Origin of the sequence: Enhygromyxa salina, from assembly GCF_002994635.1 — a bacterium.
Lineage (GTDB): Bacteria > Myxococcota_A > Polyangia > Nannocystales > Nannocystaceae > Plesiocystis > Plesiocystis salina_B.
Genome location: NZ_PVNL01000022.1, coordinates 18,191 through 39,212 on the forward strand (window position 1 = coordinate 18,191; position 21,022 = coordinate 39,212).

Here is a 21,022-nt window from a genome sequence, read left to right on the forward strand (position 1 = left end):
CGAGGCGAAGCGGGCGGGGCCGGTCCTCGCACTTGGGGCATCTGCAGGGGCACCTGGGTGCTGAGCGTTGGGCTGGCACTCGCCGTCACGCCGGCCGACGCGGCGCCTCCCACTGACAGCGTCGCGAGCTCGCCGGAGGCGGCGCCCGGTGACCCCACCGCAGAGTCGGAGGCGCTGCTCGAGTTTCACTTCAAGCCGGTCGCGAACCTGCAGATCGCGATCTGGCTCGAGGACACCAGCGGCAACTTCGTGCAGGACGTGCTGGTGACCCAGGCCACCGCCAAGCTGGGGATCGGCAACCGCTCGGGCATGACCACCTTCTTGTCGAGCTGGCGCGCCCCCTACGGACCGCGCCCGTCGGTGCTGCCGATCTGGGCCCACAGTCGCGGCAAGACCTACCCGCGGATCCTGTTCCACGACGCCAACCTCAACAACCACACCTCGCTGGGCTTCCACGAGTCGAGCAGCTCGGCGGAGACCTACTTTTGTCGGCCGCTGACCCCGACCGAGGACGACGCGATCGTCGACACGATGACCTGCCCCTCGCCCGCGACGTTCCGGTCGGACAAGGGCCAGTTCGCGCCCGGCGGTCAGACCTCCGTGTATCCGCCGCGCAATGATCTGACCAACTTCGACGAGAACCGCGACAGCGAGGACACCAAGTCGTACGGCGCCCTCAACGAGCTCGACATGATCTCCCGGGCCACGCCGAGCCCGGGGGCCTACCTGTTCGCGCATCGGATCCATTTTGACGAGGTGCCCGCGGGACCGCTGGTCGCGTGGATCGAGGTCTCGCTCGAGCGCGACGAGAACCCCGACTGGGAGTTCGATCGCGAGGACGACCACTGGGTCGACCCCAAGCTCCCGGCCTACGGGCGCGAGTACTTCGGCCAGCCAGCGGTCGTGTATCGCGTGGAGTTCGACCCGGCGGAGCCCGGCTACACCTCGGTCACCGAGTATGCGGGCTACGCCGACTGGGACGGCGCGAGCGGGGCCGTGCATCCGCCCGACTCGACGATCTCGGCGTCCGGCGGCAGCGGGGCCGATCGCCTGCAGGTCCACGACAAGTTCGGGGTGCCCGCGCGGTTCGGCATCTACTCGCACGGCTGGGGCACCGGGGGCGGGGGAGACGGCGACGGCGATGGCGATGGCGACGGCGACGGCGACGGCGACCCTACCGGCGGCGGTGGCTGCACCACCGTCGATCTTCCGGCCGTCGAGGATCTGCAGCTCGTCGCCACCGACTTCGACACCGTCACCGCGACGTTCCGGCTGCCCGAGGTCCCCGACGGGATCGAGCCCTCGACCCTGTTCGCCGGCTGGATCACCCCGGAGACCAGCGACTTTCAGCTAGGCGCGTCGAAGGCCGTGGCCGGGATCCCGCGGCTTTGTCGCGAACCGGGCGAGCTCGACTGCATCGAGGCCGGGCCCGGCGATCTGGTCACGATCGACATTGACCAGCTGTTTGGGAATTACACGTATTCGATCGGCGTCCACTACGAGGACATCTGCACCAACCGCAGTGAGATCGCCGTCGCCGACGTGACCACGCCCGCGCAGAAGTTCCAGACGATCGACGGCGCCTGCTTCATCGCCACCGCGGCCTGGGGGGCAGGCTGGACCACTGAGCTCCGCGCGCTGCGATGGTTCCGCGACGCCTATATGATCGACCAGCCGATCGCCAACGATCTGGTCCGTGCGTACTACGCCTACGGCCCCGTGCTCGCCAACATGATCCGCGACGTCCCGCCGGCCCGCGCGGCCGCCCGGCTGATGCTGCGACCGATCGTCGACGTGGCCAAGCAGATCGTCATGGGCGCGGGCTGACCAGGCTTCTGGTCGGCGCCGACAACCTCTGGTACGCATCGCCCGTGCACGCGATCGCCCTCGCTCTCGCCGTCAGCTTGGCCGTTGGTCCGGCCGTGACTGAAGCTGCGCCCGCGCCCGCGCCCACGAGCGAGGCCGAGCAACCGGCCGAGCAATTGGCCGAGCAACCGGCCGAGCAGTCAGGCGAAGCGCCGGCCGAGGACGCGAGCCCCGAGGCGCCCGCTGAGCCGGTCGCCGCCGCGCCCGAGCCGACCGCGGATCCGGTCGAGCCCGCGCCTGCCGTCGAGCCAGCGCCTCCCGTCGCGCCTGAGCCCGAGCCCGCCACCGCCGAGCCAGCCCAGCAGCTCAGTCCAGCCGCCCCGGTCGTCCGCGATCGCCTGGGCTGTGACGGCAGCAAGCGCTGCCGGAAGATGACGGTCGCGGGCATCGTCGTCGGCGTGCTGGGGTTCAGCGGCGTGGGCACGGGGATCGGGCTGCTGGTCAACCGCGACGAGGTCGTGCCCGAGGCGCCCGTGTTCGTGACCAGCACGCGCCCAGCCGGGCTGGTGATGCTGACCGTCAGCAGCGGCGTCGCGTTCACGGCCGTCTTGATGCTGGTCGCCGCGCACAAGGGCTACAAAGAGCGCGCCGACGAGGCCCGAATCCAGCTCACCCCGACCGGGCTTCGGTTTTGATATGACGTTTTATCAGTCACTTCGAAGCTCACTGGTGCTCGCGTTCGGCGTGGGGCTGGGCGTGGGTGCGTGTCAGCTGCCCAACCCCAACCATTGTCAGAACATCGCGCTCGATGCCAACGCGTGGTGCGGCGCCGTCTACTCGGACGAGCCGTATTGCTCACCCTGCGAGGCCGACAACAACGGCTGCGTCGCGGACGAGCCGACGGCGAGCGAGTGCCCGGCCTACACGGCGCCCGCACCCGACTCGGGCACGGGCACGGAGTCCGACACGGATACGAGCACCGACGAGGGTACTGACGACGACGCGGACGCGGGCACCGACACAGGCGCAACCGAGACCGGCTGAGCGAGTGAGTGAGTGAGGGGACTCAGGGCAGCCCGGGGAAGCTGTCGACCCAGGCGACCTCGACGTCGGGGAAGCTGTCCACGTACTGGATCTTGAAGTCCGCGAAGCTGTCGACGAACTGCCACTCGCCGCAGTCATCGGCGAACGAGCTGACCTTCTTGACCTTGACGTCGGGGAAGCTCGAGACCGCCTTGACCCGCACGTCGGGGAAGCTGTCGACGACCTTGACCTTACCGGCCAGCTTGATGCCGTTGAAGGTGCACTGATCGCTGACGTTGCCCGTGCCCATTGCAGGGGTGATGTCGAGGGCGGAGGCGGTCGCCGTGATCACGCCTGGGACACCGGTGAACAGGGAGCCGGGTTGCTCGGCGCGGGCCGGGCCCGCGGCCAACAACCACAGCCCGAGGCCAGCGAGGCCAACGAACATACCGGTGCGCGCAAACGACATGACATCGGAAGCATATTCCCAGGGTTCCCAGGATCACAAATACCGCGCAGTGACATTGCTCTGCTCGGCGGCCAATCGCACGCAGATCCGCGCGCGACCGGACGTCCGAGGCCAAGTACGATGTTTCACCAGCGCAGATAGCGAACGAGCCCCCGTCGCCGCGATGAACATCTCCGGTGATCCCCCGTCGATGCCCCTCACGTCCGGAATTGAGCGCCCAATCAGGGCTGCGTGGTCCGGTATTCGATGTAGTTCACGTGCTCTGGCACATGAACGATGCGCTGCACGAAGATCCCCGGCAGGTGGATGTCGTCGGGCCCCAGCTCGCCGGTCGGGACCAGCTCGTCGACCTCGGCGATCGTGATCCGCCCCGCCATGGCCGCCAGCGGGTTGAAATTGCGGGAGGTCCGGTAGAAGCGCAGGTTGCCAAACGCGTCGCCCACGGCCGCGCGGACGATCGCCACGTCGGGGTGCAGCGCGGTCTCGAGCACGTGAGGGCGCCCGTCGAAGTCGCGCTGCTCCTTGCCCTCGGCGACCACGGTCCCGGCTCCGGTTGGGGTGAAGAAGGCCGCGATCCCAGCCCCGCCCGCGCGCAGCCGCTCGGCCAGGGTGCCCTGGGGATTGAGCTCGACCTCGACCTCGCCCGCGAGCATCTGGGTCTCGAGATCCGGGTTGCCACCGACGAAGCTGCACACGACCCGGGCGACCTGCCGCTGCTGCAACAAGATCGCGAGGCCGAGGCCTTGGTTGCCGCAGTTGTTCGAGACGATCGTCAGCCGCTTGCTGCCCTTGCGCCCGATCGCCTGGATCAGCGCCTCGGGGTTGCCGACCAGACCGAAGCCGCCGACGGCGATGCTGGCCCCGTCTTGCAGGTCGAACAGCGCGGCCTCGGCCGACTCGAAGATCTTGCTCGCGGAGCTCACGAACCGCAGCATGAGCCGGGGATCACTCGGGATCAACCCGGCTCGGGCTGGATCAATAGGGGGTCATCATGTCGCAGTACACCGCGTCGCCGACGTCGGTCCCGAGCAGGTCGGCGTAGCGCATGAAGAACCCGACCCGATCCTCGACCTTGGCGTTGCCGGGCATGTTGCACTCGAGCCCGCCATTGATGATGTTGGTGGTCATCCCAAACCCGGGCACGCGGCCGAGCGCGAGGTCGTTGGCGCTCGGCATCCAGCTGCCGACCATCACCGCGTGGGCCGACGGCTTGGGCAGCTGCTCGGTCATCCAAAACCACAGCGCGGTCTGGGTCGCCAGCTTGGGGTCGTTCTTGACGAGGTCTGGCTCGGCGAGGATGTCGACGCCGAGCGCGTCGCCGGCTTGCCCGTAGTTGTAGTTCCAGCTGAGCTGAATGGCGCCGCGCCCGTGGTAGGTGCGACCGGGGGCGCAGGGGTACTGGACGTTGTTGGGATCGCAGTACTGCGGGCAGCCGTTGTCCTGGCACCCGACCTCCTCGATGAAGCACAGCCCCCAGCTGAACGGGCCGTCGGGCGCGGCTGGCCAGCCTCCGGTGGTCTCGTGGGAGATCTGGCCCAAGAACGCGGCGAGCTCACGGCGGCGGGTGGCGTCGTCACCCTCGCACGCGAAGCTGGGGAACATGGCGGCGGCCTCGAGCAGACCCGGGAGCGTGTAGTTGGACCCCGAGCAGGCTGGGTCGTCCTTGTGGAGGAACATCTGATCCCACATGGCCTGGTCGAGCAGGTCGGCGAGCTCGCAGTCGCCGTCGCCGGTCTCGCCGTCGCCGTCGCCGTCGCCGTCGCCAGGATCGCCGTCGCCGGGATCGCCGTCACCCGGATCGCCGTCGCCGTCGCCGGGGTCACCATCGCCCGTCTCGTCGCCGCTCGTGTTCGCGCTCGTGTCCGTTTGGGTCGCGGGCGAGCCATCGTCGACGCACGCGAGCGCCAATCCGAGCAGGGTCAACGTCAGCGTCAATGCGGTCGTTACCCAAGATCGCGGCGTCATGGCCAACTCTCCCATGAAGTCGAGGCCGCCGCGAGTCCGTGGTACAGCCATGGCATGGCCAGCGCCCGGGATTTTGTCGATGGAAGCACCTACTCGAGCCGCGGCTACGCGCCCGTCTCGACCGAGCACGATCACGCGAACCTCGAGCTGCTCGAAGGCGAGATCCCAGCGGCGCTGCGCGGCGTGTTTGCCCGCAATTCGAGCAACCCCAAATTCCCGCCGCCCGAGCCGTACCACTGGTTCGACGGCGACGGCATGGTCCACGCCGTCAGCTTCGAGGACGGCGGCGCGAGCTACCGCAACCGCTGGGTTCGCACGGCCGGGTTGGCCGAGGACGAGGCCGCTGGCGCCGCGACGTGGACGGGCCTGCTCGCCCGGCCCGACATGACCCGCCCGGGCGGGCCCTACAAGAACACCGCCAACACCGACTTGCTGTACTGGAACGGCCGCCTGCTGGCGCTGTGGTGGCTGGGTGGGGGCCAGCCCTACGCGCTGAGCTTGCCGGATCTGAGCACGGTCGGTCCGTGGCCCGAAGCGGGGACCATGACGGCGCACGCCAAGGTCGATCCGCGCAGCGGTGATCTGGTGTTCCTCGACTACGCCCCGACCTCGGCTCGGGTCACGCACGGGACCCTGACGTGCGACGGCCAGCTCACGCGCACGCCGGTCGAGCTGCCCGGCCCGCGCCCGCAGCACGACCTCGCGCTGACCGAGCACTACACGATCTTGATCGACGTTTCGATGTTCCCGGATCCGGAGGCGCTCGCCCGCGGCAAGGTCCACATGAGCTTCTTCCCCGACGTGCCCACGCGCCTGGGCGTGTTCGATCGCCGGACCCAGGGCGTGAAGCATTGGTTCGAGGTTCCGGCTTGCTACGTGTATCACTTCGTCAACGCCTGGGAGCTGGGTACCAAGATCGTCGTGACGGTCTGCCGCATGCGCGATCCCTTGGTCTACGAGCCGCAGCCCGGGCGCAGCGATCGGGTGGTGCCCCGGATCGGGCACCTGCGGCTCGAGCCCCAGCTGGTCCGCTGGACCCTCGATCTCGAGACCGGACTCGCGCGTGAAGACCTGCTCGACGATGGCATGGCCGAGTTCCCCCGCGTCGACGATCGGCGGCTCGGGTCGCCCACCCGCGTCGCCTACCTGGGCAGCTTCGCCGCCCGCGAGGCGTTCGCGTTCGACGGCGTGCGGCGGGTCGATCTCGACTCGGGCGCGGTGCTCGAGCGTCGCTACCCGCCGGGCTGGTGCGGCGGCGAGGTCAGCGTCGCGCCGCTCGGAGACGCCGAGGACGAGGTCGCGCTGCTGACCTTCGTGAGCGAGGAAGACGGCGACGCCAGCGAGCTATGGGTGATGGCCGGGCGCGACCTCGAGGTGCTCGCGAGGCTGGCGATCCCGACTCGGGTCCCGGCTGGGTTTCACACCCAGTGGGTCGGCGCCGACGCTCTGGCCCGTTGAGGCGTCGTAGCCGGCGTGAAACCGTCGCGGCACTCAGGCGCTCCCGATGAATCCAGACCGGATCCAGTTCGGATCCCGAGCTTGACGGTTGCGGCCCAGGTGGGCGACCGTCGACACGGTGAGTGAGACCGCCACGGTGAGCGCTGGGGCCCGCGTCGCGCGTGTCGTCGAAGAGGCCGAGCAGGCTCAGCGACGGGGCAGCTGGCGCGTCGCCGCGACTGGCTACCTCGACGCGGCCAAGCTCGTGGACCCGAGCTTGTCCCCCGACGCTCGCGTCGAGCAGGCCTGCGCGCTGACCCTGCGGGCGGCCGACTGCCACATCCGCGGCGGCGCGCTCGGTCATGGCTGGGCCTTGCTGCGCGACGCGCTCGAGCGCCACGGGGTACCGACGCCGACGTCCTCGACCAAGGCGCTGCTCGGGACCACCTGGCGGCGCGGTCGGTTCTTGCTCAAGAACGCGGGGCTCGACGGTGACGTCGAGCGGCGCGAGCTCGCCGACACGCTGCGGATGCTGGTGCTCGACCAGGCCGCACGCAGCCTGACCATGGTCAACACGGCGCTGGCCGACGCGCTGCGAACCCGCCACCTGACCGAGGTCGCGCGGTTTGGCGACAGCTCCGAGCGCTGTCGGGCGCTGGCCAGCGAGATCGCCATGCAGACCCGGATCGGCGGGCCCCTCGATCGCTCGGTCAAGAAGCTGCTCGAGCGCTGCACCCAGCTGGCCGCGCAGACCCACGAGCCGCTCGACGAGGCCTGGCGGCAGCTGGGGATCGCCACCTACGAATTCAGCCACGGGCGCTGGCGCCACTGTGTGGAGGCCTGCGTGGTCGCCAACGAGATCTTCGCCCAGCTCGCCGACGCGGGCCTCGACATCGAGCACGAGCAGGCCCGGGTGGCCGCGCTGCACTGGTTCGCGCTCGCGTGGCTCGGCGAGCTCGAGCAGCTGCATCAGCGCCTCGCCGCCGCGATCCTCCAGGCCGAGCGCCACAAGGACTCCCTGATGCTGCTCGAGGCGCTGACCGGCCAGCCGATGTTGGTGTGGCTCGCCCGCGAGGCCCACGAGGACGTCCGCGCGCGCACCCAGGATCTGCTGGTCCGGCAGCGCGCGGTCGCGGGCGTGGCGTGGCCCGAGAGCGGGTATCGCCGCCAGGAGTATCGAGACCTCATGGCCGAGGTCCACGCGTGCCTGTATCGCGGCGACGTGACGCCGGCCTGGGCCGCGCTGGTCGGGCAGTGGCATGAGCTCGAGTCCGCGTTCTACATGCCCATGCGGACGCTCGGGCTGGAGATCCGCGTGGCCCGGGCTCGCGCGGGGGTGGCGTTGATCGAGCAGTTCGATCGAGACGCGGCGCGCACCCGCGAGCGTCTGCAGGCCCAGCCAGATCTGAGCGGCGAGTGGGACCGCGCGCGCGTGCTCGCCGACGTCACCGGGCTGCTCGAGCTCACCAGGCGAGACAGCAATTGCGTCGCCCCGGCGCTCAGCAGCTTGCTCGGCGCTGGCGTGTGTCAATTGCAGGGGCAGCTCGAGGACGCGCAGATCAAGCTCGACGCGGCGGTCCGCGAGTTCAACTCGGTAGACATGGCGCTCCATCGTGAGTGTGCTCGCTACGCCCTAGGTGAGCTGATCGGCGGTAGTGAGGGAGCGCAGCTGCAGGACCACGCGCAGGCGTGGATGCTCCAGCGAGGGGTGGTGAGCCCCCGCAAGCTCGCCGCTTCGCAGGCGCCCGGGTTTGGGTTGGCCTGAGCAGCGAGCGCCGCGCTGGTGTTTGGGGGGCCGAGCACTGTAGATTGCGCCGATGCGCCGTCCTCTGATCCTTGCCGGATTTGTCCTGGTGGGCTGCTCGACCGGGCAGGCGACCCTCAGCAGCGACACCTTCTCGAGCCTCGATGGCAACGACGATGAGACCACCGGTGACGGTGATCCAGGTGATGGAGACGGCGACGGCGATGGCGACCCCGGAGACGGTGATGGAGACGGCGACGGCGACGGCGATCCAGGTGATGGCGACGGCGACACCGGAGACGGAGACGGCGATGGCGACGGCGACGTCTGCGAGCGCTACCTCTACCGCCACAACCTGACGAATGACACGTGGGAGACGCAGCCGCTGGATCTGGTGTGGACGGGTCCGAATGCCCCGCCGTGCAGCGTTGAGCCGCTGGCGACCTCCTATCTCGAGGTCTGGGATCAGCTGCTGGTGTGGGGGGTGAACGGCATGTACTACCGGCGGATCGGGGGCACCTGGCAGTCGCCCGAGCCGATCGCGGATCGCTGGCCGATCATCGCCGACGTCGAGATCGACTCCGTCGCCTACACGCCGCCGATCAACGGCAGCAGCAGCTGCAATCTGATCTTTACCGCGGTGCCCAATGCCTACATCTATCAGGTGTTCGAAGACGGGGGGACGAACTACGACCAGACGGTTGGCATGATGGACGAACCGCCCCCCGGACCGCCGCAGAGCAGCACGGCACGTCGGTGGTCGCTGGTGCTCGCCGATCCAGAGCTGCTCGGGCAGGCGGACTGGTCGGTACAATGGGCTGGGTTCGAGGACGGCAAGGTCTACCGGTTCAACGGCGCCTTCGATTGGAGCAACTGGCCGGCCAGCCAGTCCCCGGTGTTGAGCGGGGCGCCTCGCGGCCTCGATCCCAGCACGCTCGAGGCTGGCTACGGCGACTACGGGCTCAACCGCGCGTATCTGATCGGACTCTGATCGGGTCGGCGCGCTAGCGCTTCGCCTGGCCGAAGTTGGGGCCGCCGTCGGCCATGAACGCCTGCTCTTCGGGCGTGGAGGGCCGGCCGAGCAGCTCGTTGCGGTGCGGGTAGCGGCCAAATTTCAGCACGATGTCGGCGTGGGTGATCGCGTGCGAGCGAAAGTCTGGGTAGCCCTCGACGCCGAGCGCGGCGACGGCGTTGGACAGCTCGGTGAAGACCTCGACGCTGCGCCGCGCGACCTCGACGTCCTCGGCGTGCATCATCGGCATGTACATGAACGCCCGCTCGATCGGGCGCAGCTGCTGATCGAGCCCGCGCGCGATCGCCTGCTCACCCACCGCGAGCGCCATCGCGTCGCCGACGTAGGCCCTGGCGCTGCCGCGACCCAGGTTTCGGGTGAACTGGTCGAGCAAGATGATCAGCGCCAGGGCCCCGCGAGCCGTGGCGGTCCAGTGCGACAGCGACCCGTCGATGGCCTGGCCCACGAGCTCGCCGAAGCGCGCGCGGATCTCGGCGTCGGTGTCGACGTCGCCGGCCCACCACAGCTTGTTCTTGCTGGGGTCGATGGCGGCGGGCCCATCTAGCTCGCCAAACCAGTAGCGAAGGACAGTCTCGATCTGCTCGCGGTCGACGTCGGTCACGTGAGTCGTATACCGCAGCGCCGGGGGTCGCGTCAGCGCGGCAAACTCGAGTCGTCCAACTGCTTGTAGAGCTTCTTGTCCTTGAGCTGGCGGGTCGCGGCGAACACCTGCGCGGGGGTGTCGAGCGGCGCGTCGGGCAGGGCCGCGTGGACGCTGCGCTTGATCGTGACCGAGTCCCAGCGCACGAACGGGTTGGTGGCTCGCTCGTCGCCGATCGTCGAGGGCACGGTCGACTCACCGCGGGCCCGGATCGCCCACACCGCGCGGATCCTATCGGCGAGCGCCTGATTGTCCGGCTCGACCGACCACGCGAAGCGCAGGTTGTCTTCGGTGTACTCGTGGGCGCAGCAGACCCGGACGTGATCGGGCAGCGTCATCAGCCGCGCGAGGCTGGCGTGCATCTTGGCTGGGGGCCCATCGAACAGATAGCCGCAGCCCCCGGCGAACAGCGTGTCGCCACAAAACAACAGATCGTCGAACAGGTAGGTGATGTGGCCGTCGATGTGGCCCTCGGTGAGCATCGCCTGGCCCTGCAGAGCGCCGAGCGTGACGGTGTCGCCCTCGCCGATCCCCTCGCCGATCCCGTGGTTCAGGCCCGGGATCACGCGGGCGAGCTCACGGTTGCCGACCACGCGCAGGGCGGCGAGCTTGCCCTGCTTGTCGAGATCCCGGTGAATGCCGATGTGATCCGGGTGGGTGTGGGTCGTGAGGATCGTGGTCAGCCGCGCGGCAGGGGCCAGACGTGCGCTGACGTGGTCGAGCACGGGCTTGGCCTCCGCGCCGTCGACGACAGCCGCTTCACCGGTCTGCTTGCAGATCAGGATCCACGAAAAATTATCGGTCCACACGGGCACCTGGTGGACCTCTGCGGCGCCAGACATGCCCAGGAAGGCGGGCGTGGGGGTGGTCACGACGTGTGGCATGGCCCGGTGACCATGGCTGGTGCTGAACGCCTGCGCAAGCGAGCGAAGGCCGACACCGCGGGCCTCGGCCAAAAAAGACGGGCGCATCGCTGGCCCGCGCCGCCGTTGCCCGCGTAAATTGGCGCTCTAGCCTCCATGGCCAAGCGCTCCACGAAATTCGGCACCTTCGGCGGTGTCTTCACGCCCTCGATCCTCACGATCCTCGGCGTGATCATGTACCTGCGGCTGCCGTGGGTCGTGGGCAACGGCGGGCTGTGGGTCGCCCTCGGTGTCATCGCCGCCGCGCACCTGATCTCGGTGATGACCGGGCTGTCGATCTCGTCGATCGCAACCGACAAGAAAGTCGGCGCGGGCGGGCCCTACTACATCGTCTCGCGCAGCCTGGGTCTGCCGATCGGCGGCACCTTGGGCCTCGCGCTGTTCGTGGGGCTCTCGTTCTCGATCTCGCTGTATGTGATCGGGTTCAGCGAGAGCTTTCTGGCCCAGCTTGGCTACGATGGCCACAACATCGACAACATTCGGATCTGCGGGACGATCACGATCATCTTGCTGACGGTCGTCACGCTGATCTCGACGAGCTTCGCGATCAAGACCCAGTACGTGATCCTGGGCGCGATCGCGCTCTCGCTGATCTCGATCGCGCTGTCGCCAGGGGCGCCTCCCGCCGAGGGCATGCACCTCAAGGTCCCCGAGAACGGCGCGTCGATTGCGATGATCTTTGGGATCTTCTTCCCGGCGGTCACCGGCTTCACCGCGGGGGTGAACATGTCGGGCGATCTTCGCGACCCCAAAAAGTCGATCCCCGTCGGGACGATGGCGGCGATCTCCACGGGCCTCGTCGTGTACGTGTCGCTGGCGCTGTTCCTGGCCTGGAAGATCCCCGTCAACGAGCTGCAGACCAACTCCAACGCCCTGGCCGATCACGCCCGCTGGGGGTTTCTGGTCATCGCGGGGATCTGGGGGGCGACCCTGAGCTCGGGGCTGGGCAGCATCATGGGCGCGCCGCGGATCCTGCAGGCGCTCTCGCGCGATCGCGTGACCCCGGTGTGGCTGGCCAAGGGCCACGGCAAGGACAACGAGCCGCGGCGCGCGTTGTTGATCGCGTTTGCGATCGGCGAGGCCGGGATCCTGATCGGCGACCTCAACGCGATCGCCCGCGTGGTGTCGATCTTCTTCATTGCGACCTACGGGTTCCTGAACCTCAGCTGCGCGATCGAGAGCTGGGCGAGCACCGACTTTCGCCCCGAGTTTCGGATCCCCCGCACGTTCAGCGTGGTCGGGGCGCTGGTCTGTGTGCTCATGATGATCCAGCTGGACATCGCCGCGACCGCGGCGGCGTCGCTGGTGTTCATTGGCTTGTTCGCGTGGCTCAAGCGGCGCGAGCTGGCGCTCGAGTCCGGCGACACCTGGGCGGGGGTGTGGTCGTCGCTGGTTCGCTGGGGGCTCGAACAGCTCGACGCGGGCGGCCGCGGGCAACGCAGCTGGCGGCCCAACGTGCTGAGCTTCAGCTGGCGCGAGCTGCAGGATCACGGCCCGCTGCTCGCGTTTGGCAACGAGCTGATCCGCGATCGTGGCGTGCTCACGGACTTTCGCCTGCGGACCTCGAAAGATCGACGCGAGGAGGCCGCGCAGGGCGGCGCGGCTGGTGAGCAAGGCGAGACCCAGGCCCAGGACGACGACGACGGTGAGGTCACGCCGATCGCCGGTCGGTTCGCGCGCGAGGTCGAGACCGAGGATCCCTGGGCGACGGTCCGCTCGATCGCCCAGTTTCACGGGTTCGCGGGGCTCGAGCCCAACACCGTGCTGATCAACTGGGCCGAGCAGCGCCACGATCGGGCCGGGTTTGCGAAGACCCTCGACGAGCTCGTCGCCCTCGACTTCAGCTTGTTGCTCTTGGCCCGGGATCCCAAGCGGGACTTCGGCACCAACAACCGCGTGGATCTGTGGTGGACGCCGACCCAGGGCAGCTTCGAGCTCGAGATGGCGCTGATCCGGTTCTTGAGCATGTCCGACGACTGGCGGCGCTCGGAGCTGCGCTTCTTGCTGCTCAACGACGACCCCAGCCGCGGTGACGCGCTGTTCAAGTCGGCCCAGCGGGCGCTGGCCGACGCCCGGATCCAGGGCGCGGTCAAGGTGTTCAACAACGCGATCGGCAACCGGCCGCTGTACGACTGGGTCCGGCAAGAGTCGGGCGACGCCGACCTGGTCGTGCTCGGGCTCCCGGCCGGGCCGCTGGCCGCTCACCCCGAGCAGATGCTCGCGCTCGATCAGCTGTGTGACGACATCGGCAGCGTGCTGGTGACCCGCGGCGCGAGCCAGTTCGAGCCGGTGCTGCAGCGGGTGGGGCACGCGAGTCGGGGCGGTCACGGCAGCGGGTCTCGGGTCCGCGACGATCGCAGCGAGCGCTCGCTGACCGCCGACGAGCTCGACGCGGTCGAGCTGATCCCCCTGCGCGCGCCGGAGCCGGGCGAGCTCAAGGCCGCCGCGCGCGAGCTCTCGCTGGCCCACGACGAGCTCGCCACCGAGTTTTCCACCGAGTGTCTGGGCTTGATCTACGCCCACGACGCGGCGCTGATCGAGCAGCTGCGCGGGGTCGTGGATCGGGCCTTCGATCAGCTCGGCAAGGCGCTCGGCGAGCGGGTCCTGCTGCGCCAGCGCAAGCAGCTCAACAAGATCCAGAGCGGGTTCTTGTTTCAGGCCCGGCGGGCCCTGTCCGAGTTCGAGAGCGATCGACTCACGGCCCAGGTCGACGCGCTCGAGCACCGGGTCGAAGGCTGGCTGACCCAGCTCAACGAGATCGAGCGCGAGGCGCCCAAGACCTTGACGGTCGCCCGCGATCCGCAGGTGCTCGCGCCGAGCCCCGAGGATGTCGGGAGTCTGCGTCGGGCCAAGCGTCGGCTGCGAGTCCGGCACCTGTTTCAGGGTCCGCAGCTGAGCTACGGGTTCAACGCCACGCCGCTGTATGGCTACTACCTGCGCTATCGCAGCCGCTCGGCGCTGGCGCTGGCGCTAAACGACATGGCGCTCGACGGCTACCAGGTGCTGCTCGAGATCGGACGCTCGATGTCGGAGGCGCGCCACGCCCTCGATGAATTCGCGCTGCGCCTGGTCGAGATCCCGGCCTCGCGGTCGAGCAAGGGCGGCGTCAAGTCGGAGCCGTCGGGCACCGTGTCGCTCGAGCCTTCGGGGACCACGCCGCTCGATCCAGACGAGCCGCTCACGCCGCGCGAGCGGGCCAAGCAAGAGCTGGCGGCCCGGATCGCCGAGCGCCGCGAGCTGGTGCTCGAGCGGCTCGACAAGCTGCTGGCGCGGACCCTCAAGCGCAGCGAGCAGAGCCGCGATCAGCTGCTGCACGCCTCGCGCAGCCTGGCTCAGGCGTTCGCCGACGACACCGCGCGGCTCGATGTCCAGGCGGTGATCCGCAACCACCGTCGGGTCCCCAAGCAGGCCCAGGGCCTCGACGCCAGCTTGCTCGAGGCCGCGGCCGTGTGGCGCAAGAACCGGCAGCTGGTGCTCAACCGCGCCTCGCTCGAGCTCCACAACGCCGGGTTCCAGCAGCGCCTGCGGGCGATCGTGGAGCGCACCAAGGACTCGACGACCATGACGATCCAGGCGGGGATCTTGCGCGGGGCCTCGCTGCTGCGCGAGTCGCTGGTCGAGTACCGCAAGGCGATCGAGGCGGGGCCGGAGCAGGCCGGGGAGGGCAGCGTCGAGGGCGGCGTCGAGCTGGCCAAGCTGCGCTTCACCCATGAGCTCGGCGGCGAGTTCGACGACAAGCGCATGGTCGAAGAGCTGGCCCGCGAGGCCCAGGCCGCCAGCTCCGAGCTGCCCGACGCGATCGAGGTGATCGGCGACGACGCGCTCACGGATCTCGAGGATCACCCGTTCGAAGAGACCGAGGTGCTGACGGTCTCGCTGCGGCGGCTGGTCGACTTCATGGTCCAGGCCGAGTTCCTCGGGGGGCTGCGCGAGCACACCGCCCGGGTCGCGCTGGCCGAGCAGCGCGCGGTCGGGGTCGCGCAGGACGTCCTGCACCTGGTCTCGTTCAACCTGTCCGAGTACGAGGCCGCCCACGCCGACGTCGAGCTGAGCCTGGCCGAGCGGGTCGGGCCGGTGATCGCCAACGGGCTGGGTCGGCTCGACGGCGAGCTCGAGCAGCTGCGCACCCTGGCCTCGAGCCTGGGCGATCGGATCGACGCGCAGCTCGGCAAGATCCTCGATCGGACCGAGGCCTACGTGATCACCGGCTCGGAGGACAGCTTCAAGCTCTACGTGCGCCACGAGCAGTCGGGCGGCGCGCTGTCCAAGGTCGGGGGGGCGACCCGCTGGGCCCAGCGGCTGTCCAAGCGCGTGCTGGTGCGGCTGCTGTATCGCTGGAGCGCGGGCGTGCTCCTGGCCCGGCGGATCCAGACCGCCGAGCGCGGCAACGTGGTCGAGCAGGTGCTCGAGTTCGTCAACGCCAACAGCCCCAAGCCCGAGGTCCTCGACGCCCTGCCGTTTTATTACTCGCAGCCGTTCTTGGGTCAGGCCCGGGTCAGCATGGAGTTTTGGGTCGGGCGCGAGGCCGAGATAGACGACATCGCCGGAGCCGTGCGCAACTGGAGGCAGGGTCGCAAGGGCGCGCTGCTGATCGTCGGCGAGGGCCACAGCGGCAAGACCTCGCTGGCCCGCTACACCGCCCGCAAGCACTTCGAGAAGCGCAACAAGTACAACATCTTGCCGCCGCGGGGCGGCTCGGCCGACGGCGCGCTGTTCAAGTCGCGGCTCGAGAAGGAGCTCAAGCTGAGCCCCGAGCTGAGCCGTAGCTGGGACGACATCATGACCGCGATCCCGACCGGCAGCGTGGTCATGATCCACGACCTCGAGCTGTGGTGGGAGCGGTCGCTGGGCGGGGTCGCGGTGCTCGAGCAGCTCAGTGAGCTGATCGATCGCTACGGTGATCGGGTGCTGTTCATCCTCGAGCTCAACGTCCACGCGTATCGCTACATCTCGCGCACGGTCCCGCTTGGGGATCAGGCCCTGGCCGTGGTCGAGTGCCAGCCGTTCACCGCCGAGCAGCTCAAGGACGTGATCGAGGGCCGGCATCGCTCGACCGGGCTGCGGGGCGTGATCGACGGCCGCGACGAGGACGAGCTCCCGGCCTGGAACCGCGCGCGGCTGTTCACCCGTCACTTCGACTACTCGGCCGGCTACGTCGGGGTCGCCCTGCACAGCTGGATCACCCACGTGGATCGGCTCGAGGGCGAGGACCTGGTGATGCGCTCGCCGAAGACCCCGACGCTCGAGCCGCTCGAGCGGCTCAAGCTCGAGTGGGTCGCCCTGTTGTTGCAGTTCGTGCTGCACAAGCGGCTGACCCGGGCGCGACTGGTGCGGATCACCGGGCTCGACGCCGCGGCGCTGGATCGGGCCCTGGACACGCTCGCGCGGATGGGGCTGATCAGCGAGGACAAGCAGGGGGTCGTCGAGCTCAACCACTATGTCTCGCACCTGCTGGTCGCGAGCCTGCGCGCGCGGGGGTACCTGTGATCAGCCTGGCCGCCAGCTTCGCGCCCGAGGGCGGCGACGCCAACCCCGACGGCCTCGGGCTCGAGAGCTTCGGCATCTCGCTGTTCGACGGGCTCGACGAGCTCACGGTCACCGGGCTCGGCCTCGTCGCGTTCGTGGTGTTTGGGTTCGCCCTGTTCGCGCTGCTCGGGGCGCTGCGACGGCTGCTCGCGGTGATCCCCATGAGCAAGGCCCGGCGCAGCGCGGCGGCGCGACTGCGCCCGGTGTTCGAGACCACCGCGACGCTCGTGTATCTGCTGCTCGCGGTCCCGCTGGTGTTCAAGGCCCAGAGCGCGGTGGTCCTGACCGTCCTGTTCTTTGGCATGTTCGGCGTGCTGTGGTTTCCGATCCGGGACTTCGTCAATGGCATGTTGATCCGGGCCGGGCAGCAGTGCGAGGTCGGGGATCGCGTGACCGTGGAGGATCGGGTCGGCGTGGTTCGGCGGCTGGGCTACCGGACCTTGACGCTGGAGTGCGACGACGGCACCGAGGCGTTCGTACCCTACGCCCGGCTCTCGCGTGGGTCGATCGTGCGCACGCCCCAGGTCGAAGGGATCTACCGGTATGGCTTCGACGTGGGGCTGCCGGCCGGGGATCCGCTGGTGGCGATTACCTTGATCAAGCGGCTCGCCATGCACTCGCACTGGTCTTCGGTGGTGCGGGATCCCGAGATCGAGACGCTCGCGGACGGGGGCCTGCGGGTCAACGTGTTCGCGCTGGGTCCCGAGCACGGGCCGGCGATCGAGGCCGCGGTGCGCCGCGGGCTGCACGACGCCGCCTGACGCGGCGCGTGTTTGGTTCGGTGGTCCGAGCTACTACGGGATCTGGTTCGGGATCTGGTTCGCGATCTGGGTCACGATCCCCAAGCCGAGCCGCGGTCGGGCTCAGACCGGGGTCGGCGAGGTTCCCTCGGCCAGCAGCGCTTGCACGTAGACCATTACCAGGTCGTGATAGTACTGCCGCTGCAGCCGGCTCGCGCCCAGGCCAAGGGTCGTCAACAGGTTTCCAGCACAGGACTTCCTGGGCGCGAGCGACCTCGGTCGACAGGCGCGCGGCCCCGATCCGATTGTCGCTGCGCTGGTAGTAGAGGTGCAGGCGCCCACGAACAGGTGCCAGTAGCGATTGCCGCTGTCGTCGGCGCTCGGCACCAGCACCACCGCGAAGCCGTCGTCGATCGGAGCGTCGAGGCTCAGGGCCACCGTCGCGGCCACGAACTCGCCGCCGTCGGGCGCACGCACGTCGAGCGAGTCCTGATCGCTGGCCGGGACGTCGGCCCGCTGGCTGCGGGCAAACCGAGACTCGCGGGCGGGGACCAGCCGCAGCTGCCCGAGGTCGAACCGGAAGCGATCAATGTAGACCGTGTCGTTGGCGCTGCCCTTGGTCTGACGAAACAGGAAGAGATCGTCGCCGACCGACACCGCCCGGACCGCCGCGCCGGGCCGGGTAGCGATCGCCGTGGTGTTGGGCTTGCGGTCACCATCGAGGCCCGGGACCGGAGCTGCGATCACCCGCATGGCCGCTGGCGCGACCTCGGTCGGAAACTCGAGCAGCACATAGGGCGACCACGCCGCGCTCGGATCACTCGCGGAGCTCGTCACCGACTCGCGGGCCGACTCGGCCTCCCCGACCGAGGTGACATCGAGGACGTTGTAGAGGATGTCGTCGAAGTCAGCCTGCGTGTCCCCAACCACGTGCGGGCGCGTGACGAACGACACGACATAACCCTGATGGTTGACGGTGCAGACGGAATCATAGGACTCACTGAGCGATCGAGAATGTGATGTATAGCGAAACGCGCGCTGTGTGTGCTGTTCGCACATAGCATTCGCGCAAGCCCCGAGAGCTGCCCAATTCCCCGGCGGGGTCGAAACGTGGGGTTCCCTCGCTCGGGGTATTCAGCTACCCTGCAACTCGATGCAGCAGCGAGACCGACAAGACCCTTACCTCGGAGTTGATGCCAGCAACACCGTGGCGTCTCCATGTTCCCGTGCCAGGGCGTCGACGTCTCCTCCAATCAGGGTGACTACGATTGGGACGCGGCGGTTCGCGACGGCAACATCAAGTTTGCGGTCGCACGCAACTCGATCGGCTACAACACCCAGGATACTCATTTCGCCAAGAACTGGGCCGCGCTGGCCCAGCGCGGAATTCTGCGCGGCGCCTACCATTTCGCGTACCCCGAGTCGGTAAGCCCCGGCATGACCCCGGCCGAAGATGCCCAGCAAGAGGCCGGCTACTTCTGCGATCTGGTGCTCGCCGCCGAGGCCCAGGTAAACCCCGGCCAACCGATGTTCGACGGCAAGACGCTTCCGGCGGTGCTCGATTACGAGCAAAAGCCTTCGCTGAGCCATGCCGACCAACGGGCCTGGGTCAATGCATGGATCACAACCACACAATCCAGGCTTCGCCGATCCGTCATCATCTACTCGGGCCCCAACACCTGGACCGCCGACTTCGAGGGTGACCCATGGCTGACCAACCTGCCATTTTGGATCGCTCACTACAGCAATGGCACAGCCCCCAACATCAGCCCCTGGTCACGCTGGGTGTTCTGGCAATGGAGCGGCGGAGGCTCAGGTGACACCTATCAACAATTGACGGGCAGCAATTTCCCCGGGGTCCCCAACGGCGGCGCCGTCGACATCAACGCATTTTGGGGCAGCGAGGCGCAGCTGAACATGCTCGGCGACCCAAGCTACGATCGCTGGCTAACCCCGAAGGCAAGGTCGACGCCAACCCCTACGCCCACCCCAACAATCCAGCACCACATCCCCGGTCGACCAAGCGCTGACCAAGCTACTCCAAGCACGAACCCTAATCGACGCGGCGATCGCCGACCTCCAGTCAAGCACCTAGTACCGCGAACCCGAAGTCCGCTCCGGGTTTGCACGGCACTGAGGCTCAATGGCAGTGTCGCGGCTCCTCGCAGTACGCCCGCGAATCAAGCGCTGCGGGCCGAAGAGGAGCGAGCCGGCGCTCGAGGCCGGCGCAATCGCGGTGCTACCACAGTTGCCACCATAGAGCGGAAGAGGTTGCCACTGTCTACGCAACTATACGCATGACGGAGCGTGCGGTGCAGGGTTGAGGATTGACCAGAAGCGGCGCCTTCGTCGGCAGTTAATTGAGGCTGAACAATATCTGCACGCGAACATGATCGCTCCGCTTTGTTCGTGGCACCCACCAGTCGTGAATACTAAACACGTACTTTCTCTGACCCTAGGTGCCTGTTTCGTCTTGGGGGCGTGCGATGCACCGAACAACCCAGTCGATGAGACCGGCGACGCCACGGCCGGCGACGGCGATGGCGACGGCGACGGCGACTCGACCGGCGACGGCGATGGCGACACGACCGGCGACGGCGACGGCGACGGTGGTGACGGCGACGGCGACGGCGACGGCGACGACAACGGAGAAGGTGGTGACGGCGACCGCGAACCGTACGACGGCTGGTGCGAGGTGTGCGTGGACCCGCCGCCGAACATGAGTTGCAACCTGGTCGCAGGCCCGATGCAGAACGTAGCATTCACGACTTCGCCCAAGGAAGATGTGTATGAACTCGACGAGGACTGCACGGTGTCGAGCGTCTCAGCGACCCAGGTCCAGCTGGGCTGTCAGTCCTACGAAACCATCACCATTGACCTCATGCTCAACGAGCCGTGGACGCCGAACTTCGAGGTCGGCGCGACCTTGCACCTGACCGCGAGCGCCTACAACACCGACTGGTTGGAGGTCGACTGGCGCCTCGATCATCTCGATCAGACCCTGGCGATCGCGGGGCGGCACGCCTTCTACTACGCGACAACGTTCGAAAGCATCGGGCTTGACACGATCCCAGTCGGTGTGGTCATCGACGCTTGCACGCCGGATTGCTACGACAGCATGGCTGAGCGTGACGTGGGCTTGACCTTCGAGTTCGAGGGCGAGCAGGCGACGCTGTTTAGCGGCGGACACGACACCATCGCCGAGCACGCTGTCTGGGTGACCCACGCCAGGAAGAAGGTCTGCGATCTGTACATCGACCAGCCCAACGGCCACATCGGCGTGTTCGTCTCGGGCAAGCCTAAGGGCTAGCGCCGCGAGCCCGACTCATCCCAGCGTCGGTCCCATCCGATACGGGAGCGGAGGAGGCGTGAACGTCGCGCCGCCGTCGAGAAGGATCGACTCTTTCGAGTCGAACCTTCTTGGCGTTTCATGCTCTCGATGTCGCGGGGCGAACGCGGCGGACTCACCGCATGCGCCATTACCCCTTCAACGCCCCCCCGAGCACCGGCAACAGCCGCCCCAACCCAGGCTTGAATTCCATCATCACCAACGCCCGCCCCATCGCCGGCAGATTCCGATGATCCACAAACCAGGGCGGCTTCGGCTGAATCCGAAACGGCAGATCCATCACCGTCTTCTCCAGCGGCTCCCACAGCAGATTGTTATGTGACATCCCAATCCCGCTCTGCACGTCCGCCTGGGTGTTCCCCGGAAA

The 21,022-nt window shown here is 68.3% G+C and carries 16 protein-coding genes and 1 pseudogene; 10 read left to right on the forward strand and 7 right to left on the reverse strand.

The annotated features are described in order from the left end of the window. Nucleotides 1-57 precede the first annotated feature (57 nt). Genes ENSA7_RS04275 through ENSA7_RS04285 form a run of 3 tightly spaced genes read left to right on the forward strand, consistent with a single transcriptional unit; the run spans nucleotide 58 to nucleotide 2,850 of the window. Nucleotides 58-1,827 carry a CFI-box-CTERM domain-containing protein gene (locus ENSA7_RS04275; protein ID WP_106087912.1) on the forward strand — a complete coding sequence of 590 codons (1,770 nt, stop codon included), beginning with the start codon at nucleotides 58-60 and terminating at the stop codon, nucleotides 1,825-1,827. 44 nt (nucleotides 1,828-1,871) lie between these two features. Continuing rightward, the gene (locus ENSA7_RS04280) at nucleotides 1,872-2,501 is read left to right on the forward strand and encodes a hypothetical protein (RefSeq protein WP_106087913.1); all 630 of its coding nucleotides are present in this window, start codon (nucleotides 1,872-1,874) and stop codon (nucleotides 2,499-2,501) included. Nucleotide 2,502: 1 nt separating this feature from the next. Further along, nucleotides 2,503-2,850 carry a hypothetical protein gene (locus tag ENSA7_RS04285; protein ID WP_146157313.1) on the forward strand — a complete coding sequence of 116 codons (348 nt, stop codon included), beginning with the start codon at nucleotides 2,503-2,505 and terminating at the stop codon, nucleotides 2,848-2,850. A gap of 22 nt (nucleotides 2,851-2,872) precedes the next feature. On the opposite strand, the gene ENSA7_RS46305 is transcribed toward ENSA7_RS04285, so the two are convergent. The 3 genes from ENSA7_RS46305 to ENSA7_RS04300 all read right to left on the reverse strand — a co-directional run bounded on the left by ENSA7_RS46305 (nucleotide 2,873) and on the right by ENSA7_RS04300 (nucleotide 5,233). Further along, on the reverse strand, nucleotides 2,873-3,139 hold the full coding sequence (locus tag ENSA7_RS46305) for a 7(1) septoil knot domain-containing protein (protein WP_106087928.1): 267 nt from the start codon (nucleotides 3,137-3,139) through the stop codon (nucleotides 2,873-2,875). 380 nt (nucleotides 3,140-3,519) lie between these two features. Further along, complete coding sequence (locus ENSA7_RS04295; RefSeq protein WP_106087915.1) at nucleotides 3,520-4,233, reverse strand: CoA transferase subunit A; 714 nt, start codon at nucleotides 4,231-4,233, stop codon at nucleotides 3,520-3,522. 40 nt (nucleotides 4,234-4,273) lie between these two features. Further along, a complete protein-coding gene (locus ENSA7_RS04300; protein ID WP_219907907.1) occupies nucleotides 4,274-5,233 on the reverse strand; it encodes a glycoside hydrolase family 19 protein in 960 nt (319 codons plus the stop codon). Between the two features lie 84 nt (nucleotides 5,234-5,317). Between ENSA7_RS04300 and ENSA7_RS04305 the strand changes: the two genes are divergently transcribed. The 3 genes from ENSA7_RS04305 (at nucleotide 5,318) to ENSA7_RS04315 (ending at nucleotide 9,435) form a co-directional block, all read left to right on the forward strand. Next, a complete protein-coding gene (locus ENSA7_RS04305; RefSeq protein ID WP_106087916.1) occupies nucleotides 5,318-6,721 on the forward strand; it encodes a carotenoid oxygenase family protein in 1,404 nt (467 codons plus the stop codon). 118 nt (nucleotides 6,722-6,839) lie between these two features. Further along, nucleotides 6,840-8,465, forward strand: coding sequence for a hypothetical protein (locus tag ENSA7_RS04310; protein ID WP_146157314.1), 1,626 nt, complete (start codon nucleotides 6,840-6,842; stop codon nucleotides 8,463-8,465). 52 nt (nucleotides 8,466-8,517) lie between these two features. After that, entirely contained in the window at nucleotides 8,518-9,435 is a 918-nt protein-coding gene (locus ENSA7_RS04315; RefSeq protein ID WP_146157315.1) for a hypothetical protein, read from the forward strand. Nucleotides 9,436-9,448: 13 nt separating this feature from the next. Here the strand turns inward: ENSA7_RS04315 and ENSA7_RS04320 are convergent, their stop codons facing one another. Together ENSA7_RS04320 and gloB are read right to left on the reverse strand one after the other, a co-directional pair. Continuing rightward, nucleotides 9,449-10,078, reverse strand: a complete 630-nt coding sequence (locus tag ENSA7_RS04320) for a DUF924 family protein (protein ID WP_181233122.1) — start codon at nucleotides 10,076-10,078, stop codon at nucleotides 9,449-9,451. Nucleotides 10,079-10,110: 32 nt separating this feature from the next. Next, nucleotides 10,111-11,001, reverse strand: a complete 891-nt coding sequence (gene gloB, locus ENSA7_RS04325; protein ID WP_181233124.1) for a hydroxyacylglutathione hydrolase — start codon at nucleotides 10,999-11,001, stop codon at nucleotides 10,111-10,113. 135 nt (nucleotides 11,002-11,136) lie between these two features. Between gloB and ENSA7_RS04330 the strand changes: the two genes are divergently transcribed. Beyond that, on the forward strand, nucleotides 11,137-16,527 hold the full coding sequence (locus ENSA7_RS04330) for an amino acid permease (RefSeq protein ID WP_106087921.1): 5,391 nt from the start codon (nucleotides 11,137-11,139) through the stop codon (nucleotides 16,525-16,527). Continuing rightward, the gene (locus tag ENSA7_RS04335; RefSeq protein ID WP_106087922.1) at nucleotides 16,524-17,327 is read left to right on the forward strand and encodes a mechanosensitive ion channel domain-containing protein; all 804 of its coding nucleotides are present in this window, start codon (nucleotides 16,524-16,526) and stop codon (nucleotides 17,325-17,327) included. Before ENSA7_RS04330 ends, ENSA7_RS04335 begins: the two co-directional genes overlap by 4 nt. Before the next feature lie 102 nt (nucleotides 17,328-17,429). Here ENSA7_RS04335 and ENSA7_RS04340 read toward each other — a convergent pair whose 3' ends face one another. After that, nucleotides 17,430-18,260, reverse strand: a complete 831-nt coding sequence (locus tag ENSA7_RS04340) for a hypothetical protein (protein WP_106087923.1) — start codon at nucleotides 18,258-18,260, stop codon at nucleotides 17,430-17,432. Between the two features lie 264 nt (nucleotides 18,261-18,524). On the opposite strand from ENSA7_RS04340, the gene ENSA7_RS04345 reads away from it, so the two are divergent. Beyond that, on the forward strand, nucleotides 18,525-19,607 hold the full coding sequence (locus ENSA7_RS04345) for a glycoside hydrolase family 25 protein (RefSeq protein ID WP_106087924.1): 1,083 nt from the start codon (nucleotides 18,525-18,527) through the stop codon (nucleotides 19,605-19,607). Between the two features lie 172 nt (nucleotides 19,608-19,779). Continuing rightward, entirely contained in the window at nucleotides 19,780-20,616 is an 837-nt protein-coding gene (locus ENSA7_RS04355; protein ID WP_181233126.1) for a hypothetical protein, read from the forward strand. A gap of 169 nt (nucleotides 20,617-20,785) precedes the next feature. Here ENSA7_RS04355 and ENSA7_RS04360 read toward each other — a convergent pair. Continuing rightward, nucleotides 20,786-21,022, reverse strand: a pseudogene (locus tag ENSA7_RS04360) (aldehyde dehydrogenase family protein); the annotation flags it as partial.